The organism is Pectobacterium punjabense (genome assembly GCF_012427845.1).
Classification (GTDB): domain Bacteria; phylum Pseudomonadota; class Gammaproteobacteria; order Enterobacterales; family Enterobacteriaceae; genus Pectobacterium; species Pectobacterium punjabense.
The window spans coordinates 4,257,282-4,272,123 of sequence record NZ_CP038498.1 but is presented as its reverse complement, the minus strand read 5'-3'; the positions used below and the strand labels follow the sequence as shown (position 1 = coordinate 4,272,123).

Here is a 14,842-nt window from a genome sequence, read left to right as displayed (position 1 = left end):
AACATGGGTAAATATCGATGATTAATAAGTCCCTATTTTAAATGGTAATATTTTTTTCATTTTTTCTAAAATCAATACATCTTTGTTTTTTATTAAAAATAAAATTATTTTTTTGGTTTGTTGTTTTTTGATAGGGATGATTTGAAAGGCGTGATAACTGTGAGCACCATCAAGAAATAAGTAAAATTCCCTCATTAAAAGGGGAGTGTTAAAAATAATTGATGCCGATCAAATTATTAATTTATCTCATGTTGGTACGTCATTATTTTATTTTTCGATTAATCCTTAATTTAAATATGGTTTTTGTTAGTTAATCATTCAGCTGACTTTAATTTAAAATAATTAGCATGGTAGTTAATATGTTGATTGTCTATTTGGGAGGTTAACCTATGTTCCTGCATGGATTTCCATAAAAAATAAGCGAGCTCTAAGAGCTCGCTCAAGGGGATAGCGTTTATTTACAGTTAGCTGCTGTCAGTACTGCCAGGTTTTTACCTACGCCAGCATAGTTTGCCAGTTTATCCTTCACACACTGCGCCGAAACTGGCGTGTATTTGTAAGAAATGGAAGGGAATTTGCCGGTACTTTTCCAATCATCAGCATTAACGTGAGGCGTGGAAGGGCGACCCCAGGTAATGTTGTACTTGGAGAAGTCTGCTGGTTTGGTGATGTTGTTGTTACGCAACTCCCAAGTACCAAAGTTGGAGCTGTCGTTACGTGCCGTCACCGGGTTCAGTGCATTTTCGAACCAGTTACTTTCGATCAGCGCGATCCCTTTCTGGCGAACGTTAAAGCCAGAGCCAGTGATGCCGTCATACAGGTTGTTGTAAGCATGAACCAGGCCACCACGCTGTAGCGGCAGACGTGAGTTAACATCGCGATAGATATTGTGATGATAAGTCAGGTTACGACCCGTATCCGAATTGCTTGCACCGCTCAGACCCACTTTTTTAATGCCATGGATGTAGTTGTATGACACCGTGACGTTAGTTGACCCTTTCTTGATATCGACGGCCGATTCAAAAGTGGTGTCATTATCTGGTGTGCCTTTACACTCAAAGTTTTTGGCAAAGATCTCATTATGGTCAATCCAGACGTTTGGCGAGTTATCAATACGAATGGCATCGCCGTCTTGCGCGCCGCCTGGCATATAGCCAAAGCGCATATTACGTACGACAACGTTGGATGAATTAATAATCCAGATACCGAAGTTGGCAGATGAGCCATTGGTGCCCTGGATGGTGATCCCTTTGGTAAACTCTTTGACTTGTACGCCGCGCGCGTCCTTACTCCACTGGCCGCAAATATTCTTTTCAGCCGCTTTGATTAATGAATCTTCATTACCGTTATAAGTGATAATGAGCGGGTAAGCTCCGCCTTTAACTTTCTTGCCTTTTGAATCCACTTTCGCGGCTTCAATAATATCTACAATCTCTTGCAGAGAACGTGCAGTTTTTTTCACGGCGCCGGAAACATCTCCACCATCGGTGGTGGCATAGCCACCCGTATTGGCGGCCATCGCTGGCTGAGCAGCAAGTAATAACAATCCGGCGGCTGCCGTAGGCAATAGGTATTTCATTATAACTGTCTCCTTAGAATAGAATTTTCATGGGCATTTATTGCTCCATATGCCCGATGTAGCAGGTACATATTTTTCAACAAAAAGGAATATCAATTTTGATGAAAAACCAAGGGGAGTGTGGTCAAAAAATAACAACACTTCAAGGGTGAAATGTTAAATGTATTACGGTGGAAACATTTTGTAATATTGATGATTGAATGGTTTTTGATTTATAGGAAACAACATTCCATTAAAATAATTTTAAATCAGTGAGTTATTTTTTTAATGGATAGATAATGTGTCTTGGTTTCTTTATCTATGTGATTTAAGCCGCGACTTTTTTTGTGACGATCGCTGCGATTAACGTAATAATTTATCTTAAGTCAGAATATAATATCACAGGGATATTCAGTTTTGTTTTTGTCATGAATGGATTTTATATTGAATTTTAATTTGCTAAGAAATAATTATTATTAACTACTATGTGTTGTGAAAAATGAGCGAGCACGTTGCGCTCGCTCATGAAGAACCCGGCGCAGAGTGAATACGCCGAGCTTAACGCGTTTATTTACAGTTGGCTGCTGTCAGTACGGCCTGGTTTTTACCTACGCCAGCATAGTTCGCCAGTTTATCCTTCACGCACTGTGCGGAAACAGGGGAATAGCTATACGGGACGGCAGGGAATTTGCCAGTGCTTTTCCAGTCATCCGCATTGATGTGCGGTGTGGATGGTTTGCCCCAGGTAATTTTGTATTTAGCAAAATCAGACGGGCTGGTAATGTTGTTGTTACGCAACTCCCAAGTACCGAAGTTGGAATCGTCATTACGTGCAGTTACTGGGTTGAGTGCATTTTCGAACCAGTTGCTTTCGATCAGTGCAATCCCTTTCTGACGGACGTTAAAGCCTGAACTTTTGATACCGTCATACAGGTTATTATAAGCATGTACCTGACCACCACGTTGCAGCGGCAGACGTGAGTTAACATCGCTGTAAATATTGTGATGGTAAGTCAGATTACGACCTGTATCCGTGTTGCTTGAACCGCTCAAACCCACCTTTTTCACGCCATGGATATAGTTGTACGACACCGTGACGTTGGTTGATGCTTTCTTGATATCGACAGCCGATTCAAAAGTGGTGTCGTTATCTGGTGTACCGGCACATTCAAAGTTCTTCGCAAAGATCTCGTTGTGATCGATCCAAACGTTCGGTGAGTTATCAATACGGATAGCGTCGCCATCTTTTGCGCCACCAGGCATATAACCGAAGCGCATATTACGTACGACAACATTGGAAGAGTTAACCACCCAGATGCCGAAGTTGGCAGAAGACCCATTGGTACCGAGGATGGTGATCCCTTTGGTGAACTCTTTGATTTCTACACCGCGCGGATCTTTGCTCCATTGGCCACAGATATTGGCTTCAGCGGCTTTGATCAGTGCATCTTCATTACCGTTATAGGTAATCACGAGCGGATAGGCTCCCCCCTTGACTGCTTTACCGTTTGAGTCTTTTTTCGCTGCCTCAATGATATCGACGATCTCTTGCAGAGAGCGTGCGGTTTTTTTCACAGCACCGGAAACGTCGCCGCCGTCAGTGGTGGCATAACCTCCCGTATTTGCTGCCATTGTTGGTTGGGCTGCAAGCAGTAACAGCCCAGCGGCTGCAGAAGGCAGTAGGTATTTCATTGTGTACTCTCCTTGACATAGAATTTTTCTGGGTATTTATCACTACACACCCTGTGTAATAAAAAAGGCTGTTTCAACAAAAATGAAATTAAGGTTTGTCTATAAAGCCGAGCTAAGTGTTAACAGAAAAAATAAACAATACAAGATGGGGCGTTAAATATATTAATTAAATAACAGGGGAACGTTGACTTGATTTTCTTTTACTACTTTTAGATAGAAACTGATTTCTATTTAAATTCATTTAAATCAATTAGTTGTGTTTTTATTTTAATTTTTTTCTTTATTTTTACTTGTTTCATATCTAGATTTTATTCACTTGATAGCAATTGTGATCGCCGTCAAAAGTTAAAATTAAATATTGATTAGAAAGATAAATTTCGTGGGGTAACTTGCCAGCTTAAAAAAACGTAATTAATTCATGAGGGTTTTTTGGTTATTATTTATTTTGTTAACAATAGTTTCAAAGAAATCGTTTTCTGTAGGGGGTAATAATAAATATTACCTATTAATGAAGATATTTATTACAGAAATAAATCATTTGTTATCTTTGTAATTATGATCGTGCTACCTTTATACTTTGGCTCAGTGCAGACACACCTGGTTGGTTTTCCTCTATTTGTAGAGACGCTGTCCCTCTGAATATTTCTGCTTCTGCTGTGAAGCGATAAAAAAACTAAACATAAGGAAGTGGCTGACAGGCTGTTAGCGTTTATCTGTGTAAATATTTTTCGTACATATTTTTTTGTTGACAAATTATTTTTTTATTGACCCTTAATTTTACGAAAGGTAGCATTATTAGGATGCATGAAAGCCATTTTCAGACACGCTACTAGGATCGTAAAATGTTCATCTCAGATAAAAAGATCGCAGAAAGTTTAATTGAAAAATCAATTGTTCTTATCGAGCAAATCAAAGCAGAGTTAGTTGTGCTGAAAAGCTCTTTGCCTCAGGAGGAGTATGAAAAGTGTCGGCATGTTGCCGGGCACTTAATTTATACGTTAACGGGTAAGGTTATAAATGATATTTCAATTGATCATCCAGATTTAAAACCAGATGGCTTTACAGTTTATGTAAATAAAGATGCGGATGTGTGATTTTTTTGTTATTTCCTTTCCTTTTTTTGTTATTGTTTTGTGCCATTTTTTAAATGGCACGTGATAGATAAAAGAAAAAGATCTTGATTTCTTTACTAATTATTTTAGTATTGATTGGATTTTTGCGATAAATGCATGTATTTTTTGCCTAAATTATTTTGGTTATTGGAAGATAAAAAACCAAGTATTAGAAACATTAATTAGCATACTTTTAAAGGATTGAGTTATGTTAAAATCCCCTCCCTTGTTGGTATTATTCCCATTGATTTTGTCGTTTGTTTTATTTTCAGGTAAAGCGATCAGTTCAGATGATAAACCCCTTCCTATTGACCTTATTAATGGGAAAGTCAGTTTTATACAAACACAAAATCAAAAGATGTGTATTGTTAAAAGTAAAAAATCGAATGAAATGATTATCGACGAAAAATATTCACTATCCCTGACCGATAGATGTATAGCCGAATGTTCATACCTATTAGATATGCCTGGTGATTATGGAAGTACGAACTTTCAGAGTTGTCTTGCACAATGTAAAGGTGGCGTTGCGATGTGTGATTTCTAATTTTAAAATTATTTTTTTCACTGTATTTTAAAAAATAATCTTGTTAATTTTTTATATTCATTTTCATAATTTTTTTAATGTGTTTATTGGAAAAATTCAATTAGTAAATTTAAAAGGATGGTATGAGTTATGGCTTCATACAAGATACGGATTTTGAGTTGCAGCGGCGGCACCCAAGAAATAATGTGTCCTGATGATAAATATATACTTGATGCTGCTGAAGAAGCTGGAATAGATCTTCCCTACAGTTGCCGGGCTGGAGCGTGTTCTACATGTGCATGTAGGGTGATCTTTGGAAGTTATGATGATAGCGATCAATCTTTCCTTGATGGAACTCAGAGAGGAACATTTATATTATCTTGTACAACATATCCTACATCAGATATGACAATAATGTCTCATGCTGAAGCTGACTTGGTTGAATAAGAGGGTTGAATAATGGTTAGCAGAAGGGATTTTATTTTATCCGGTGTTGCATTCAGCCTTTGTAGCTTGGCATATAGAGTAAATAGTGAAACTGGCGAGCGACTTACAGTAATAAATGCAGTGTTAATTAATAACGTAAATGATATTAATGAACGCTTGGATAAGTTTGTATTTAAAAAAGGTCAATGCAATTCTGTTAAATCAACACAACAGAGTGCTGTAAAAGTTATTATCAACGTTATCCGTAAGTCTACGATGGAGCCTTTAACCGGGAGCAAAGTGGGTTTATGCCTTTCTGATGCTTTCAAATCTAAAGGAAAGCTTGCTTCTGCGACTGAGAGCTGCAACTTAACGTGGGCCGAAATTAGAGATGAAGCACCTGTCGAGTTCATTACCTACATCCCTAAATTGTCTTTAAAAGGAAAGAAGGTGATGAATCCTATGGATATTATCATTAGGGAGGGAAATAAATTTGGTGTCTATCGGTTTAATTTTCCCTTGGATTATTTATCATCGATCGGTGTATTCCAGTCGAATGCGAAAGAAGCGGTAACAACGACTACCCTGACAGATAAAGCAATCGAGCTATATGGGGCAAAGCCAGATACCTCAGTTGCTGAACTACGACCTGATTTTGTTGATGGTTTTTATCGGGTACCTATAACTTTTATCTTGGATGATGCTTAGCTATCGTTAATAGCTCGCGCTCGTTAATCTAATCAATATCTAGCTAAAGTAGGGATTCTGCACATTTAACTCGGAATCTCTGCTTCCTGCCCTCTAACACGCCTCTGGATGCAACTAAGATCGACCTCTCGCCATGCTTCTAGCTATACGCAGATACAATAATCAGTGTTGCATGCGTCTATGAAAAATTCATTGGCATAATTTTCGGGTATTATTGTGGATATCAAGAGTAGGATTAATTTAAATAACTAATATTTATCATAACATTAAGTCAATATGCTGCTAATTATCGATAACTACGACTCCTTTACCTACAACCTTTATCAATACTTTTGTGAGCTTGGCGCACAAGTCGTGGTGAAGCGTAATGATGAACTGACGCTGCGCGAGATTGAACGGCTTGCGCCCGAGCGGTTGGTGATTTCTCCTGGCCCTTGTACGCCAGACGAGGCGGGCATTTCACTGGCGGCTATTCGTCACTTTGCTGATAAGTTGCCTATTTTGGGTGTGTGTCTTGGCCATCAGGCGATGGGGCAGGCGTTCGGCGCGCGGGTGGTGCGGGCGCGGCAAGTGATGCATGGCAAAACTTCAGCAATTGTGCACAACAATACGGGTGTTTTCACCGGGTTGGCCCAGCCTTTGACGGTTACCCGCTATCATTCGCTCATCATTGATCCCGCTTCGCTACCCGTTTGCTTTGAGGTTACCGCCTGGAGCGAATATGAAGGGAAGCGTGACGAGATTATGGGAGTCCGTCATCGCTCATTGCCGCTGGAAGGCGTGCAGTTTCATCCTGAGAGCATTCTCAGCCAGCAAGGGCATCAGCTTTTGGATAATTTCCTTAAAATTTAATCGTATAGAAAGTTATTTTCTTCATCGGCTGATTTAATATTGCCTGCGATTGATTTTTTATGCATATTTATTGACTATATTTTCATTTCTGACGTAATGGACAGCAGAGTGAGGCAGCAAATGGCAGCAGAGCAGAAAGCAGTGACACGGGATACCCACGATAAGGTTATTTTGCCGGTTTATGCACCCGCGAAGTTTGTACCAGTGAAAGGTAAGGGGAGCCGCGTCTGGGATCAGGATGGCCGAGAATATATCGATTTCTCCGGTGGTATCGCGGTCACGGCGCTCGGTCACTGCCATCCGGCGCTGGTTAACGCCTTACAGCAGCAGGGCGAAAAACTGTGGCATACCAGCAATATTTTCACGAATGAACCTGCGCTACGCCTTGCCAGCAAACTGATCGATGCCACTTTTGCCGATCGCGTGTTCTTTGTTAACTCTGGTGCAGAGGCTAACGAAGCCGCATTTAAGCTGGCGCGTCACTATGCGGTTAAACGCCATAGTCCGTATAAAACCAAGATCATCGCCTTCTACAATGCATTCCATGGTCGCACGCTGTTCACCGTTTCAGTTGGTGGACAACCTAAATATGCCGATGGTTTCGGGCCTAAGCCTGCCGATATTGTGCATGTTCCGTTCAACGATCTCGCTGCGGTTAAAGCGGTGATGGACGATCACACCTGTGCGGTCGTGCTGGAACCGATTCAGGGTGAAGGCGGAATTACCCCCGCTACGCCTGAATTTTTGCAGGGCGTTCGTGACTTGTGCGATCAACATAAAGCGTTGCTGGTGTTTGATGAAGTGCAGAGCGGGATGGGGCGTACTGGTAAATTATTCAGCTATATGCACTATGGTATTACGCCGGATATCCTGACAACGGCTAAAGCGTTGGGCGGTGGGTTCCCGATTAGCGCGATGTTGACGACAGAAGAGATCGCATCAGCCATGACGGTTGGGGTGCACGGTACCACTTATGGCGGTAACCCTCTGGCCTGTGCGGTGGCGGAAGCAGCGCTGGATATTATCAACACGCCGGAAGTACTGTCGGGCGTAGCGGCTCGTCACGAGCGCTTTGTCAGTGAACTGGAGAAAATTAACCAGCAGTACGGCGTATTCGAGCAAATCCGCGGGATGGGGCTGCTGTTGGGTGCCGAGTTGAAACCGCAGTGGCATGGCCGCGCGGGAGAGTTCCTGGCTGCTGCAACGGCGCAGGGACTGATGGTTTTGATGGCAGGGCCGAACGTGATCCGCTTTGTGCCATCGTTGATTATTGATGAAGACGATATTGTGCAGGGAATGGCGAAATTCGCTAAAGCCGTCGCGCAGGTCGTTAACGCAGCAAACTGATTACGCCATAAAAAAACGTAGGGAACGTTTTTCAGCGTTGCGTTAGCAACGACCCGTAGGGTGGTGAGCAGGAAGCTCGCCATAAAAAAAGCGTGAAGCAGAGGCTTCACGCTTTTTTGTTGGTAGGGTACAGCGACAGGGATTTAGCGAGTGCCGTAAACGACAATCGTTTTACCGTGCGCAGAGATCAGGTTCTGGTCTTCTAACATTTTCAGAATGCGGCCCACGGTTTCACGCGAGCAGCCAACGATTTGCCCAATTTCCTGACGGGTAATTTTAATTTGCATGCCATCTGGATGCGTCATGGCATCAGGTTGTTTGGCCAGGTTGAGTAATGTTTGGGCGATACGGCCGGTCACATCAAGGAAGGCGAGGTTGCCGACTTTCTCAGAGGTAACCTGAAGTCTGCTTGCCATTTGCGCAGACAAGCGCATGAGGATATCCGGGTTAACCTGGATGAGCTGGCGGAATTTTTTATAGGAAATTTCAGCCACTTCACAGGCGGTTTTTGCCCGAACCCAGGCGCTGCGTTCCTGACCTTCTTCAAACAGGCCGAGCTCACCAATAAAATCGCCCTGATTGAGGTAGGAAAGAATCATTTCCTTGCCTTCTTCATCTTTGATTAGCACTGCGACAGAGCCTTTCACGATGTAGTAAAGCGTTTCTGCTTTTTCACCTTGGTGAATCAGCGTGCTCTTCGATGGATACTTGTGGATATGACAATGGGAAAGGAACCATTCGAGAGTTGGGTCTGTCTGCGGTTTGCCGAGAACCATTCGCTATCATCCTCTGTTGTAATTCACTGCGCAAATTACAGGGGTCAGAGTTCCCTGTACGGCGTGTTTAACTGCTAAAAAAATAAAATTCAGTCTAGTCAGAATGACGTCAGGGAATATACTGGAACCACTGTACCCTTGATTTTCCGGTTGCTGCCTTGCCGCACCGTAAACGTGGCTGGGTATGTCTGGCTACGTCATCATCATCTTCTTCGTTTCTGGCTTTGTCCAGAAAAGGTCTATTCTATTTTCGTTTTAACACAGCTTTAAGGATGTGTCTTGTGTTGTCTCGCTTCAGCATGACAAAGCTCTGATTAACGCTGGTTTTTGTACAGTAACGGTATAAATTTTCAAAAAATTTTTAGTGGAGAGGCATCATGCAGGCTCGGGTAAAATGGGTTGAAGGCTTAACGTTTTTGGGCGAATCCGCATCAGGGCATCAGGTATTGATGGACGGTAATTCCGGCGATAAAGCGCCCAGTCCGATGGAAATGGTGTTGATGTCCGTAGGGGGATGCAGCGCGATTGATGTGGTGTCGATTCTGCAAAAAGGTCGCAATGACGTGGCGGATTGTGAGGTGAAATTAACCTCGGAGCGCCGCTCTGAAGCGCCGCGCTTATTTACCCATATCAATCTACATTTTACCGTGACGGGAAAAGGGCTGACCGATAAAGCCGTCGAGCGAGCTGTTGCCCTGTCAGCGGAAAAATACTGCTCTGTGGCATTGATGCTGGGCAAAGCCGTCGAGGTGACGCACAGTCACGAAATTAGAGTGCTGGAATAATCCCTTTCTCTGGGTACTCATTCTGGTCACTTAAGCCTGTTATTAGGGGAAACATAGGGGGAGGTTCCCGTAGGGAGGCCTCATCCCTGTGGTCTCCCCGTGTATCTTGATGCTTATTCTATCGTTTTCCCTTCGATTAACCGCTGTACCAGCGGTGCCATGATGAGCTCCATCGCTAGCCCCATTTTCCCGCCGGGAACGACTAACGTATTGATGTGGGAGATAAACGACCCCTGCAACATGGCGAGCAGATAGGGATAATCAATATTATCCAACCCCTGAAAGTGAATGACGACGAAGCTTTCGTCCAGTGAAGGAATTGACTTGGCGGCAAACGGGTTAGAGGTGTCCACGGTGGGTACGCGCTGGAAGTTGATGTGCGTACGAGAAAACTGCGGCGTGATATAGGTGATGTAGTCTTCCATGGAGCGGACGACAGAATCCATCACCGCTTCACGCGAATGACCGCGTTCATTGACGTCACGAATCAGCTTTTGAATCCACTCCAGGTTGACGATCGGTACTACGCCGACGAGCAAATCGACATGCTGTGCCACATCATTTTGTTCGGTGACCACACCACCATGCAGCCCTTCGTAGAACAGGATATCGGTAGGTTCCGGCATGGGTTCCCACGGTGTGAATGTCCCGGGAACCTGATTATAGGGAATCGCTTCATCGTAGGTGTGGAGGTATTTACGCGTCTGGCCGCGACCATGTCGACCATATTCGATAAACGATTGTTCTAGCAGGCTGAAATCATTCGCTTCTGGGCCGAAATAGCTGATGTGGCGCCCTAAATCACGCGCTTTGCGGATCGCCATGTCCATTTCCGGGCGGGTATAGCGGTGAAAGCTATCGCCTTCTAACTGGGCTGCACGTAGATCGAACTGCTGGAAAATCTTACGAAAGGCCAAGCTGGTTGTCGTGGTTCCCGCTCCGCTGGAACCAGTAACCGCAATAATCGGATGCTGATGTGACATAAGGCGCGTGACTCCGTGATCGCGATGCGCGCATAGGCTGAAAGCCTGCGCACATTCTCAAAAATGACGTAATGGTTCCCATTGTTAGCATGTTTGGCGCGTTCTTTCACGTCTTTCACCATGCTCAATAAGGAGCATGTCCACCTGCATTGAGCTGCCCGCGTGGCATAATATTTAGCGTCTCATGCAACTCAGACCACACCAAAACGACCTCGCCAGATTGGAGCTGACTACGGATATCTTCTACTTTCTGCGCCAGCGAACGTTCCTGCTCGCCATAATCGGTGCCTTCACGCAGCACGAAAGATTCGATGATGTTATCCAGCGTTTCTGGATCGAGCTGTTGCCAGGGAATAATCACGCTAGGGTTCCTGAGTAAAAGTGGTTCCTGAAGAAGGATCGGCGGCGTGGTCCAAGAATGGGCTAAGCCAGTTGGGAATGCGCTGTTCCAGCCACATTTCCGGTTTCAATAACGTACCACTCACGAAGCCAACATGCCCGCCGTGTTCCGTTAGTTGATACTCAATATTAGACGGTAACTGCGACAGATCGGGAATGACCTCTGACGTCATAAAAGGATCGTCTTTTGCGTGGATGATCAGCAGTGGTTTGCGTATTTGAGGTAACAGCGGCAGCGCGCTACAGCGTCGATAGTAGTCAGTGGCATCGTGAAAGCCGTGGATACGGGAGGTAATGACGTCATCAAACTCGCGCAACTGGCGGATTCGCTTCAACTGCGGCAACTGGATCGGCAGCGTGTCCGGGTAAGCTGCCAGCTTGCGGCTGGCGTTTTGTTTCAACAGGCGCAGCAGGTAGTGCTGATAGACGCGGGAGAATCCTTGTTCCATCCGACGGCTGCAAGGTTCGAGCATCAACGGCGCGGAAACGATGACGGCGGCGGACAGGGAACAGCCTTCACCCTGCTGACCGAGCAGGTAGGCCAGCATGTTTCCGCCGAGAGAAACACCGATGGCAGCGGTAGGCGCCGCGCCCAGCGTTTCTTGCATCCAGTGCAAAAAATAGCTGGCATCGCTGGTTTCGCCAGAATGATAAATGCGTTTCATCCGGTTGGGCTTACCGCTGCACCCGCGAAAATGCATGATGACGGCCAGCCAGCCGCGCTGTTTACAAGCATGTAGCAGGCCGTGGGCGTATGGGCTGTGAAAGCTGCCTTCCAGCCCGTGGAACAGCACCACGCGTGGTTTGTGCCGTGCCTGCGCGGGCGCTTCGCTCCATGCCAGATCGACGAAATCGCCGTCGGGTAATTCGAGCGCTTGCCAGACTGGTGAGAACTGCGCGTGACGGCGAATCAGGCGCGGTAATAGCGTTTGCAGATGCGGATTATGCGCACCGCTTAGCGGATGAAAATGGTCATGCATAAAGGATATGAAAATCTTGTTGTCGGCTCTTGTACGATCAATATCACACTGTTAGCTTCAATGCTGCCAGTTGGTACGACATTTGGGTCAGGAGCGCCCACAAATAATGGAACTGAGTTTATTTCTTTCGATGTTAGGTTTTTTGTGGGTAGCGGCTATCACACCGGGGCCGAATAATATGTTGTTGACCACTTCGGGCGCGAATTTTGGCTTTATGCGCTCACTGTGGCTGATGGTTGGCATCATGTTGGGGATGCAGAGCATTTTGCTGCTGGTCGCATTCGGCGTCGGCGGTTTGATTCTGATTTATCCTTCGTTGCACTTTATTCTGAAAGTCCTCGGTAGCGCCTATCTGCTTTGGCTGGCGTGGAAAATCGCCACGGCGGCTTACGAACGGTTGGAGACATCCGTTGCGCCGCCTCAGCCGATCCGGCTTTATCAAGGGTGGTTGTTGCAATTCTTAAACCCGAAAGCGTGGCTCATGGCGTTGGGCGCGGTGGCCAGCTTTAGTCTGGCGGGTGAAGGCTATAACCATTCGGTGATCGCGATAAGCATCGGCATTGTGCTGGTGAATCTGGTTTCCGGTGTCATCTGGCTGGGTTTTGGTACGGTGATTGGGCGACTGCTACGCAGTAAGAAAGCGTGGATCATCTTCAACGTATCAATGGGGCTGCTAACCGCTGCCTGCGTGTTGTTGATTTGGCATTAACGTTGATTTGGCATTCATGCTGGTTTGATAACGTCGTGAGCGGTTTATCGCTCGCGACGTTATCAGGAGAGGGACATCAGATTTATTCGCTCTGCATCATCTGTTCTAACTGTTCCTGTGCGTCCAGCCAGGACAGCTCCGTTTCTTCTAGCTCGATTTTGACTTTGGTTTGTTGTTGCAAGCAATCGGTGAGCTCGGCCTTGCGGCTGATGTCGTAGATTGCACTGTCCGCCAGCCGAGCTTCCAGTGCTGCGAGCGCTTCCCCCAGCTTCTCCATCTGCTGTTCAAGCTTGGTGATCTGCTTACGCAGTGGCTGAGTTTGTGTTCTCAACTCGGCTTCACGGCGTTTCTGATCTTTTCTGCCCTGTGCGCTGTTGGCAGCATTTTCTTTTGGCGTTTCATCGGCCGTATTTTCCTGACGTTGCAGGCCAACCAGCCACTGTTGGTAATCTTCCAAATCGCCGTCGAATGGCTCTACTTTCTGGTCGTGTACCAGATAGAGATCGTCGGTGGTAGAACGGATCAGGTGTCGATCGTGCGAGACGACAACCAGCGCGCCTTCAAAATCGATTAACGCTTCGGTTAGCGCCTGACGCATGTCCAGATCGAGGTGGTTGGTCGGTTCGTCGAGCAACAGGAGATTTGGACGCTGCCAGACGATCAGTGCCAGCACCAGACGCGCTTTTTCACCGCCGGAGAAGCGCTCGGTGATCTCGGTGACTTTGTCGCCCTGAAAACCGAAGCCACCGAGGTAGTCGCGTAGCTGCTGTTCCGTTTCCCGCTCAGCCAGGCGCACCAAATGTTGCAATGGTGACTCGTCTGCACGTAGGAACTCCAACTGATGCTGGGCGAAATAACCGAGCTTAACGCCTTTTGCCAGCCCGATTTCTCCTTTCAATGGGGCAAGCGTGCCAGCAAGCAGCTTGATCAGCGTAGATTTACCTGCGCCGTTATGGCCGAGCAGCCCGATGCGCGAACCCGGCACTAAATTGAGTTTGATGGATTCGAGAATCAGCTTGTCGTTGTAGCCTGCGCTGATCTTTTCCATCTTCATGAGTGGATTAGGCAGCGATTCCGGGGCGCGAAAGCTAAAGCGGAAAGGGTTATCGACATGCGCTGGCGCAATCATCTCCATGCGTTCCAGCATTTTTATCCGGCTTTGCGCCTGCTTGGCTTTGGTCGCTTGCGCACGGAATCGGTCAATATAGTGTTGCAGATGCGCGACGCGCTCCTGCTGGTGCTCATAAAGCGATTGCTGCTGTGCAAGGCGGGTGGCGCGTTGGCGTTCAAACGAGGAATAGTTACCGGTGTACTCGTTAAGCGACTGCTGTTCGATGTGCAGAATCTTGGTCACCACCGGATCGAGGAAATCGCGGTCGTGCGAGATCAGAACCAGCGTACCAGCATAATTTTTTAACCACTTTTCCAGCCAGATGACGGCATCCAGATCGAGGTGGTTGGTTGGTTCATCTAGCAGTAACAGGTCTGAACGGCAAATCAGCGCCTGCGCCAGATTCAAGCGCATCCGCCAGCCACCGGAAAAGGCGCTGACAGGCTGTTGCAACTGTGGCTGAGAAAACCCTAATCCACTGAGCAGGCTTGACGCTCTGGCCTGGATCGTCCAGGCCTGAATCGCATCCAGCTTGCCGTGCAGCGTGGCAATCGCGTTGCCGTCGTTCTCTTCGTTGGCGGTCTGCAACGCGGCTTCCAACTGGCGATATTCACGGTCACCGTCAATCACGTAGTCCAGCGCGGGCTTGTCCAATGCCGGTGTTTCCTGATTGACCCAGGCCAGTGACCAGTTTTGCGGAAATGTCGCGCTACCGCCGTCGGCGCTGATTTCACCTTTCAGTAATGACAGCAGCGTAGATTTACCACAGCCGTTCTTGCCAACCAGACCAACTTTCTGGCCAGGATTAACCGTTGCTGTCGCGTTGTCGATTAGAACGCGTACACCACGTCGAATTTGCAGCGAAGAGAAAACAATCATAA

At 46.2% G+C, this 14,842-nt stretch carries 15 protein-coding genes; 8 read left to right on the top strand and 7 right to left on the bottom strand.

What is annotated here, in order from left to right; translation table 11 throughout:
- Positions 1–454: 454 nt before the first annotated feature.
- Positions 455–1,579, bottom strand: coding sequence for a pectate lyase PelB (gene pelB / locus E2566_RS19440; protein WP_107168869.1), 1,125 nt, complete (start codon positions 1,577–1,579; stop codon positions 455–457).
- Between the two features lie 546 nt (positions 1,580–2,125).
- Positions 2,126–3,250: a pectate lyase PelA gene (pelA, locus tag E2566_RS19435; protein WP_107168868.1), complete on the bottom strand. Its 1,125-nt coding sequence runs from the start codon at positions 3,248–3,250 to the stop codon at positions 2,126–2,128.
- Positions 3,251–4,092: 842 nt separating this feature from the next.
- Between pelA and E2566_RS19430 the strand changes: the two genes are divergently transcribed.
- From E2566_RS19430 to argD, 6 genes are all read left to right on the top strand, one after another.
- Positions 4,093–4,344, top strand: a complete 252-nt coding sequence (locus E2566_RS19430) for a hypothetical protein (protein WP_107168867.1) — start codon at positions 4,093–4,095, stop codon at positions 4,342–4,344.
- A 226-nt stretch (positions 4,345–4,570) separates the two neighbouring features.
- Positions 4,571–4,906: a hypothetical protein gene (locus tag E2566_RS19425; RefSeq protein ID WP_107168866.1), complete on the top strand. Its 336-nt coding sequence runs from the start codon at positions 4,571–4,573 to the stop codon at positions 4,904–4,906.
- A 129-nt stretch (positions 4,907–5,035) separates the two neighbouring features.
- Complete coding sequence (locus E2566_RS19420; RefSeq protein ID WP_107168865.1) at positions 5,036–5,332, top strand: 2Fe-2S iron-sulfur cluster-binding protein; 297 nt, start codon at positions 5,036–5,038, stop codon at positions 5,330–5,332.
- Positions 5,333–5,344: 12 nt separating this feature from the next.
- A complete protein-coding gene (locus tag E2566_RS19415; protein WP_107168864.1) occupies positions 5,345–6,019 on the top strand; it encodes a hypothetical protein in 675 nt (224 codons plus the stop codon).
- Positions 6,020–6,295: 276 nt separating this feature from the next.
- Complete coding sequence (locus tag E2566_RS19410) at positions 6,296–6,871, top strand: aminodeoxychorismate synthase component II (RefSeq protein WP_107168863.1); 576 nt, start codon at positions 6,296–6,298, stop codon at positions 6,869–6,871.
- Positions 6,872–6,991: 120 nt separating this feature from the next.
- On the top strand, positions 6,992–8,218 hold the full coding sequence (argD, locus tag E2566_RS19405) for a bifunctional acetylornithine/succinyldiaminopimelate transaminase (RefSeq protein ID WP_107168862.1): 1,227 nt from the start codon (positions 6,992–6,994) through the stop codon (positions 8,216–8,218).
- A 143-nt stretch (positions 8,219–8,361) separates the two neighbouring features.
- Here argD and crp read toward each other — a convergent pair whose 3' ends face one another.
- Positions 8,362–8,994, bottom strand: a complete 633-nt coding sequence (gene crp / locus E2566_RS19400) for a cAMP-activated global transcriptional regulator CRP (protein ID WP_004090925.1) — start codon at positions 8,992–8,994, stop codon at positions 8,362–8,364.
- A 377-nt stretch (positions 8,995–9,371) separates the two neighbouring features.
- Between crp and E2566_RS19395 the strand changes: the two genes are divergently transcribed.
- Positions 9,372–9,779 (top strand): OsmC family protein, encoded by a 408-nt coding sequence (locus E2566_RS19395; protein WP_107168861.1) that lies wholly within the window; start codon positions 9,372–9,374, stop codon positions 9,777–9,779.
- A gap of 113 nt (positions 9,780–9,892) precedes the next feature.
- On the opposite strand, the gene E2566_RS19390 is transcribed toward E2566_RS19395, so the two are convergent.
- From E2566_RS19390 to E2566_RS19380, 3 genes are all read right to left on the bottom strand, one after another.
- Positions 9,893–10,762, bottom strand: coding sequence for a phosphoribulokinase (locus tag E2566_RS19390; protein ID WP_107168860.1), 870 nt, complete (start codon positions 10,760–10,762; stop codon positions 9,893–9,895).
- 124 nt (positions 10,763–10,886) lie between these two features.
- Entirely contained in the window at positions 10,887–11,123 is a 237-nt protein-coding gene (locus E2566_RS19385; RefSeq protein ID WP_048262706.1) for a YheU family protein, read from the bottom strand.
- Between the two features lies 1 nt (position 11,124).
- Positions 11,125–12,141, bottom strand: a complete 1,017-nt coding sequence (locus E2566_RS19380; protein WP_107168859.1) for a hydrolase — start codon at positions 12,139–12,141, stop codon at positions 11,125–11,127.
- Between the two features lie 106 nt (positions 12,142–12,247).
- Between E2566_RS19380 and E2566_RS19375 the strand changes: the two genes are divergently transcribed.
- Positions 12,248–12,850 carry a LysE family translocator gene (locus E2566_RS19375; RefSeq protein WP_107168858.1) on the top strand — a complete coding sequence of 201 codons (603 nt, stop codon included), beginning with the start codon at positions 12,248–12,250 and terminating at the stop codon, positions 12,848–12,850.
- Between the two features lie 82 nt (positions 12,851–12,932).
- On the opposite strand, the gene E2566_RS19370 is transcribed toward E2566_RS19375, so the two are convergent.
- Entirely contained in the window at positions 12,933–14,840 is a 1,908-nt protein-coding gene (locus tag E2566_RS19370; protein ID WP_107168857.1) for an ABC transporter ATP-binding protein, read from the bottom strand.
- Positions 14,841–14,842 lie beyond the last annotated feature (2 nt).

Excerpts from the sequence above, each read along its gene's own strand:
- E2566_RS19370 (WP_107168857.1), bottom strand. The coding sequence starts at position 14,840 with ATGATTGTTTTCTCTTCGCTGCAAATTCGACGTGGTGTACGCGTTCTA.
- E2566_RS19395 (WP_107168861.1), top strand. The coding sequence starts at position 9,372 with ATGCAGGCTCGGGTAAAATGGGTTGAAGGCTTAACGTTTTTGGGCGAA.
- argD (WP_107168862.1), top strand. The coding sequence starts at position 6,992 with ATGGCAGCAGAGCAGAAAGCAGTGACACGGGATACCCACGATAAGGTT.
- E2566_RS19420 (WP_107168865.1), top strand. The coding sequence starts at position 5,036 with ATGGCTTCATACAAGATACGGATTTTGAGTTGCAGCGGCGGCACCCAA.
- E2566_RS19425 (WP_107168866.1), top strand. The coding sequence starts at position 4,571 with ATGTTAAAATCCCCTCCCTTGTTGGTATTATTCCCATTGATTTTGTCG.
- crp (WP_004090925.1), bottom strand. The coding sequence starts at position 8,994 with ATGGTTCTCGGCAAACCGCAGACAGACCCAACTCTCGAATGGTTCCTT.
- E2566_RS19380 (WP_107168859.1), bottom strand. The coding sequence starts at position 12,141 with ATGCATGACCATTTTCATCCGCTAAGCGGTGCGCATAATCCGCATCTG.
- E2566_RS19375 (WP_107168858.1), top strand. The coding sequence starts at position 12,248 with ATGGAACTGAGTTTATTTCTTTCGATGTTAGGTTTTTTGTGGGTAGCG.
- E2566_RS19415 (WP_107168864.1), top strand. The coding sequence starts at position 5,345 with ATGGTTAGCAGAAGGGATTTTATTTTATCCGGTGTTGCATTCAGCCTT.
- E2566_RS19390 (WP_107168860.1), bottom strand. The coding sequence starts at position 10,762 with ATGTCACATCAGCATCCGATTATTGCGGTTACTGGTTCCAGCGGAGCG.
- E2566_RS19430 (WP_107168867.1), top strand. The coding sequence starts at position 4,093 with ATGTTCATCTCAGATAAAAAGATCGCAGAAAGTTTAATTGAAAAATCA.
- E2566_RS19410 (WP_107168863.1), top strand. The coding sequence starts at position 6,296 with ATGCTGCTAATTATCGATAACTACGACTCCTTTACCTACAACCTTTAT.
- pelA (WP_107168868.1), bottom strand. The coding sequence starts at position 3,250 with ATGAAATACCTACTGCCTTCTGCAGCCGCTGGGCTGTTACTGCTTGCA.
- pelB (WP_107168869.1), bottom strand. The coding sequence starts at position 1,579 with ATGAAATACCTATTGCCTACGGCAGCCGCCGGATTGTTATTACTTGCT.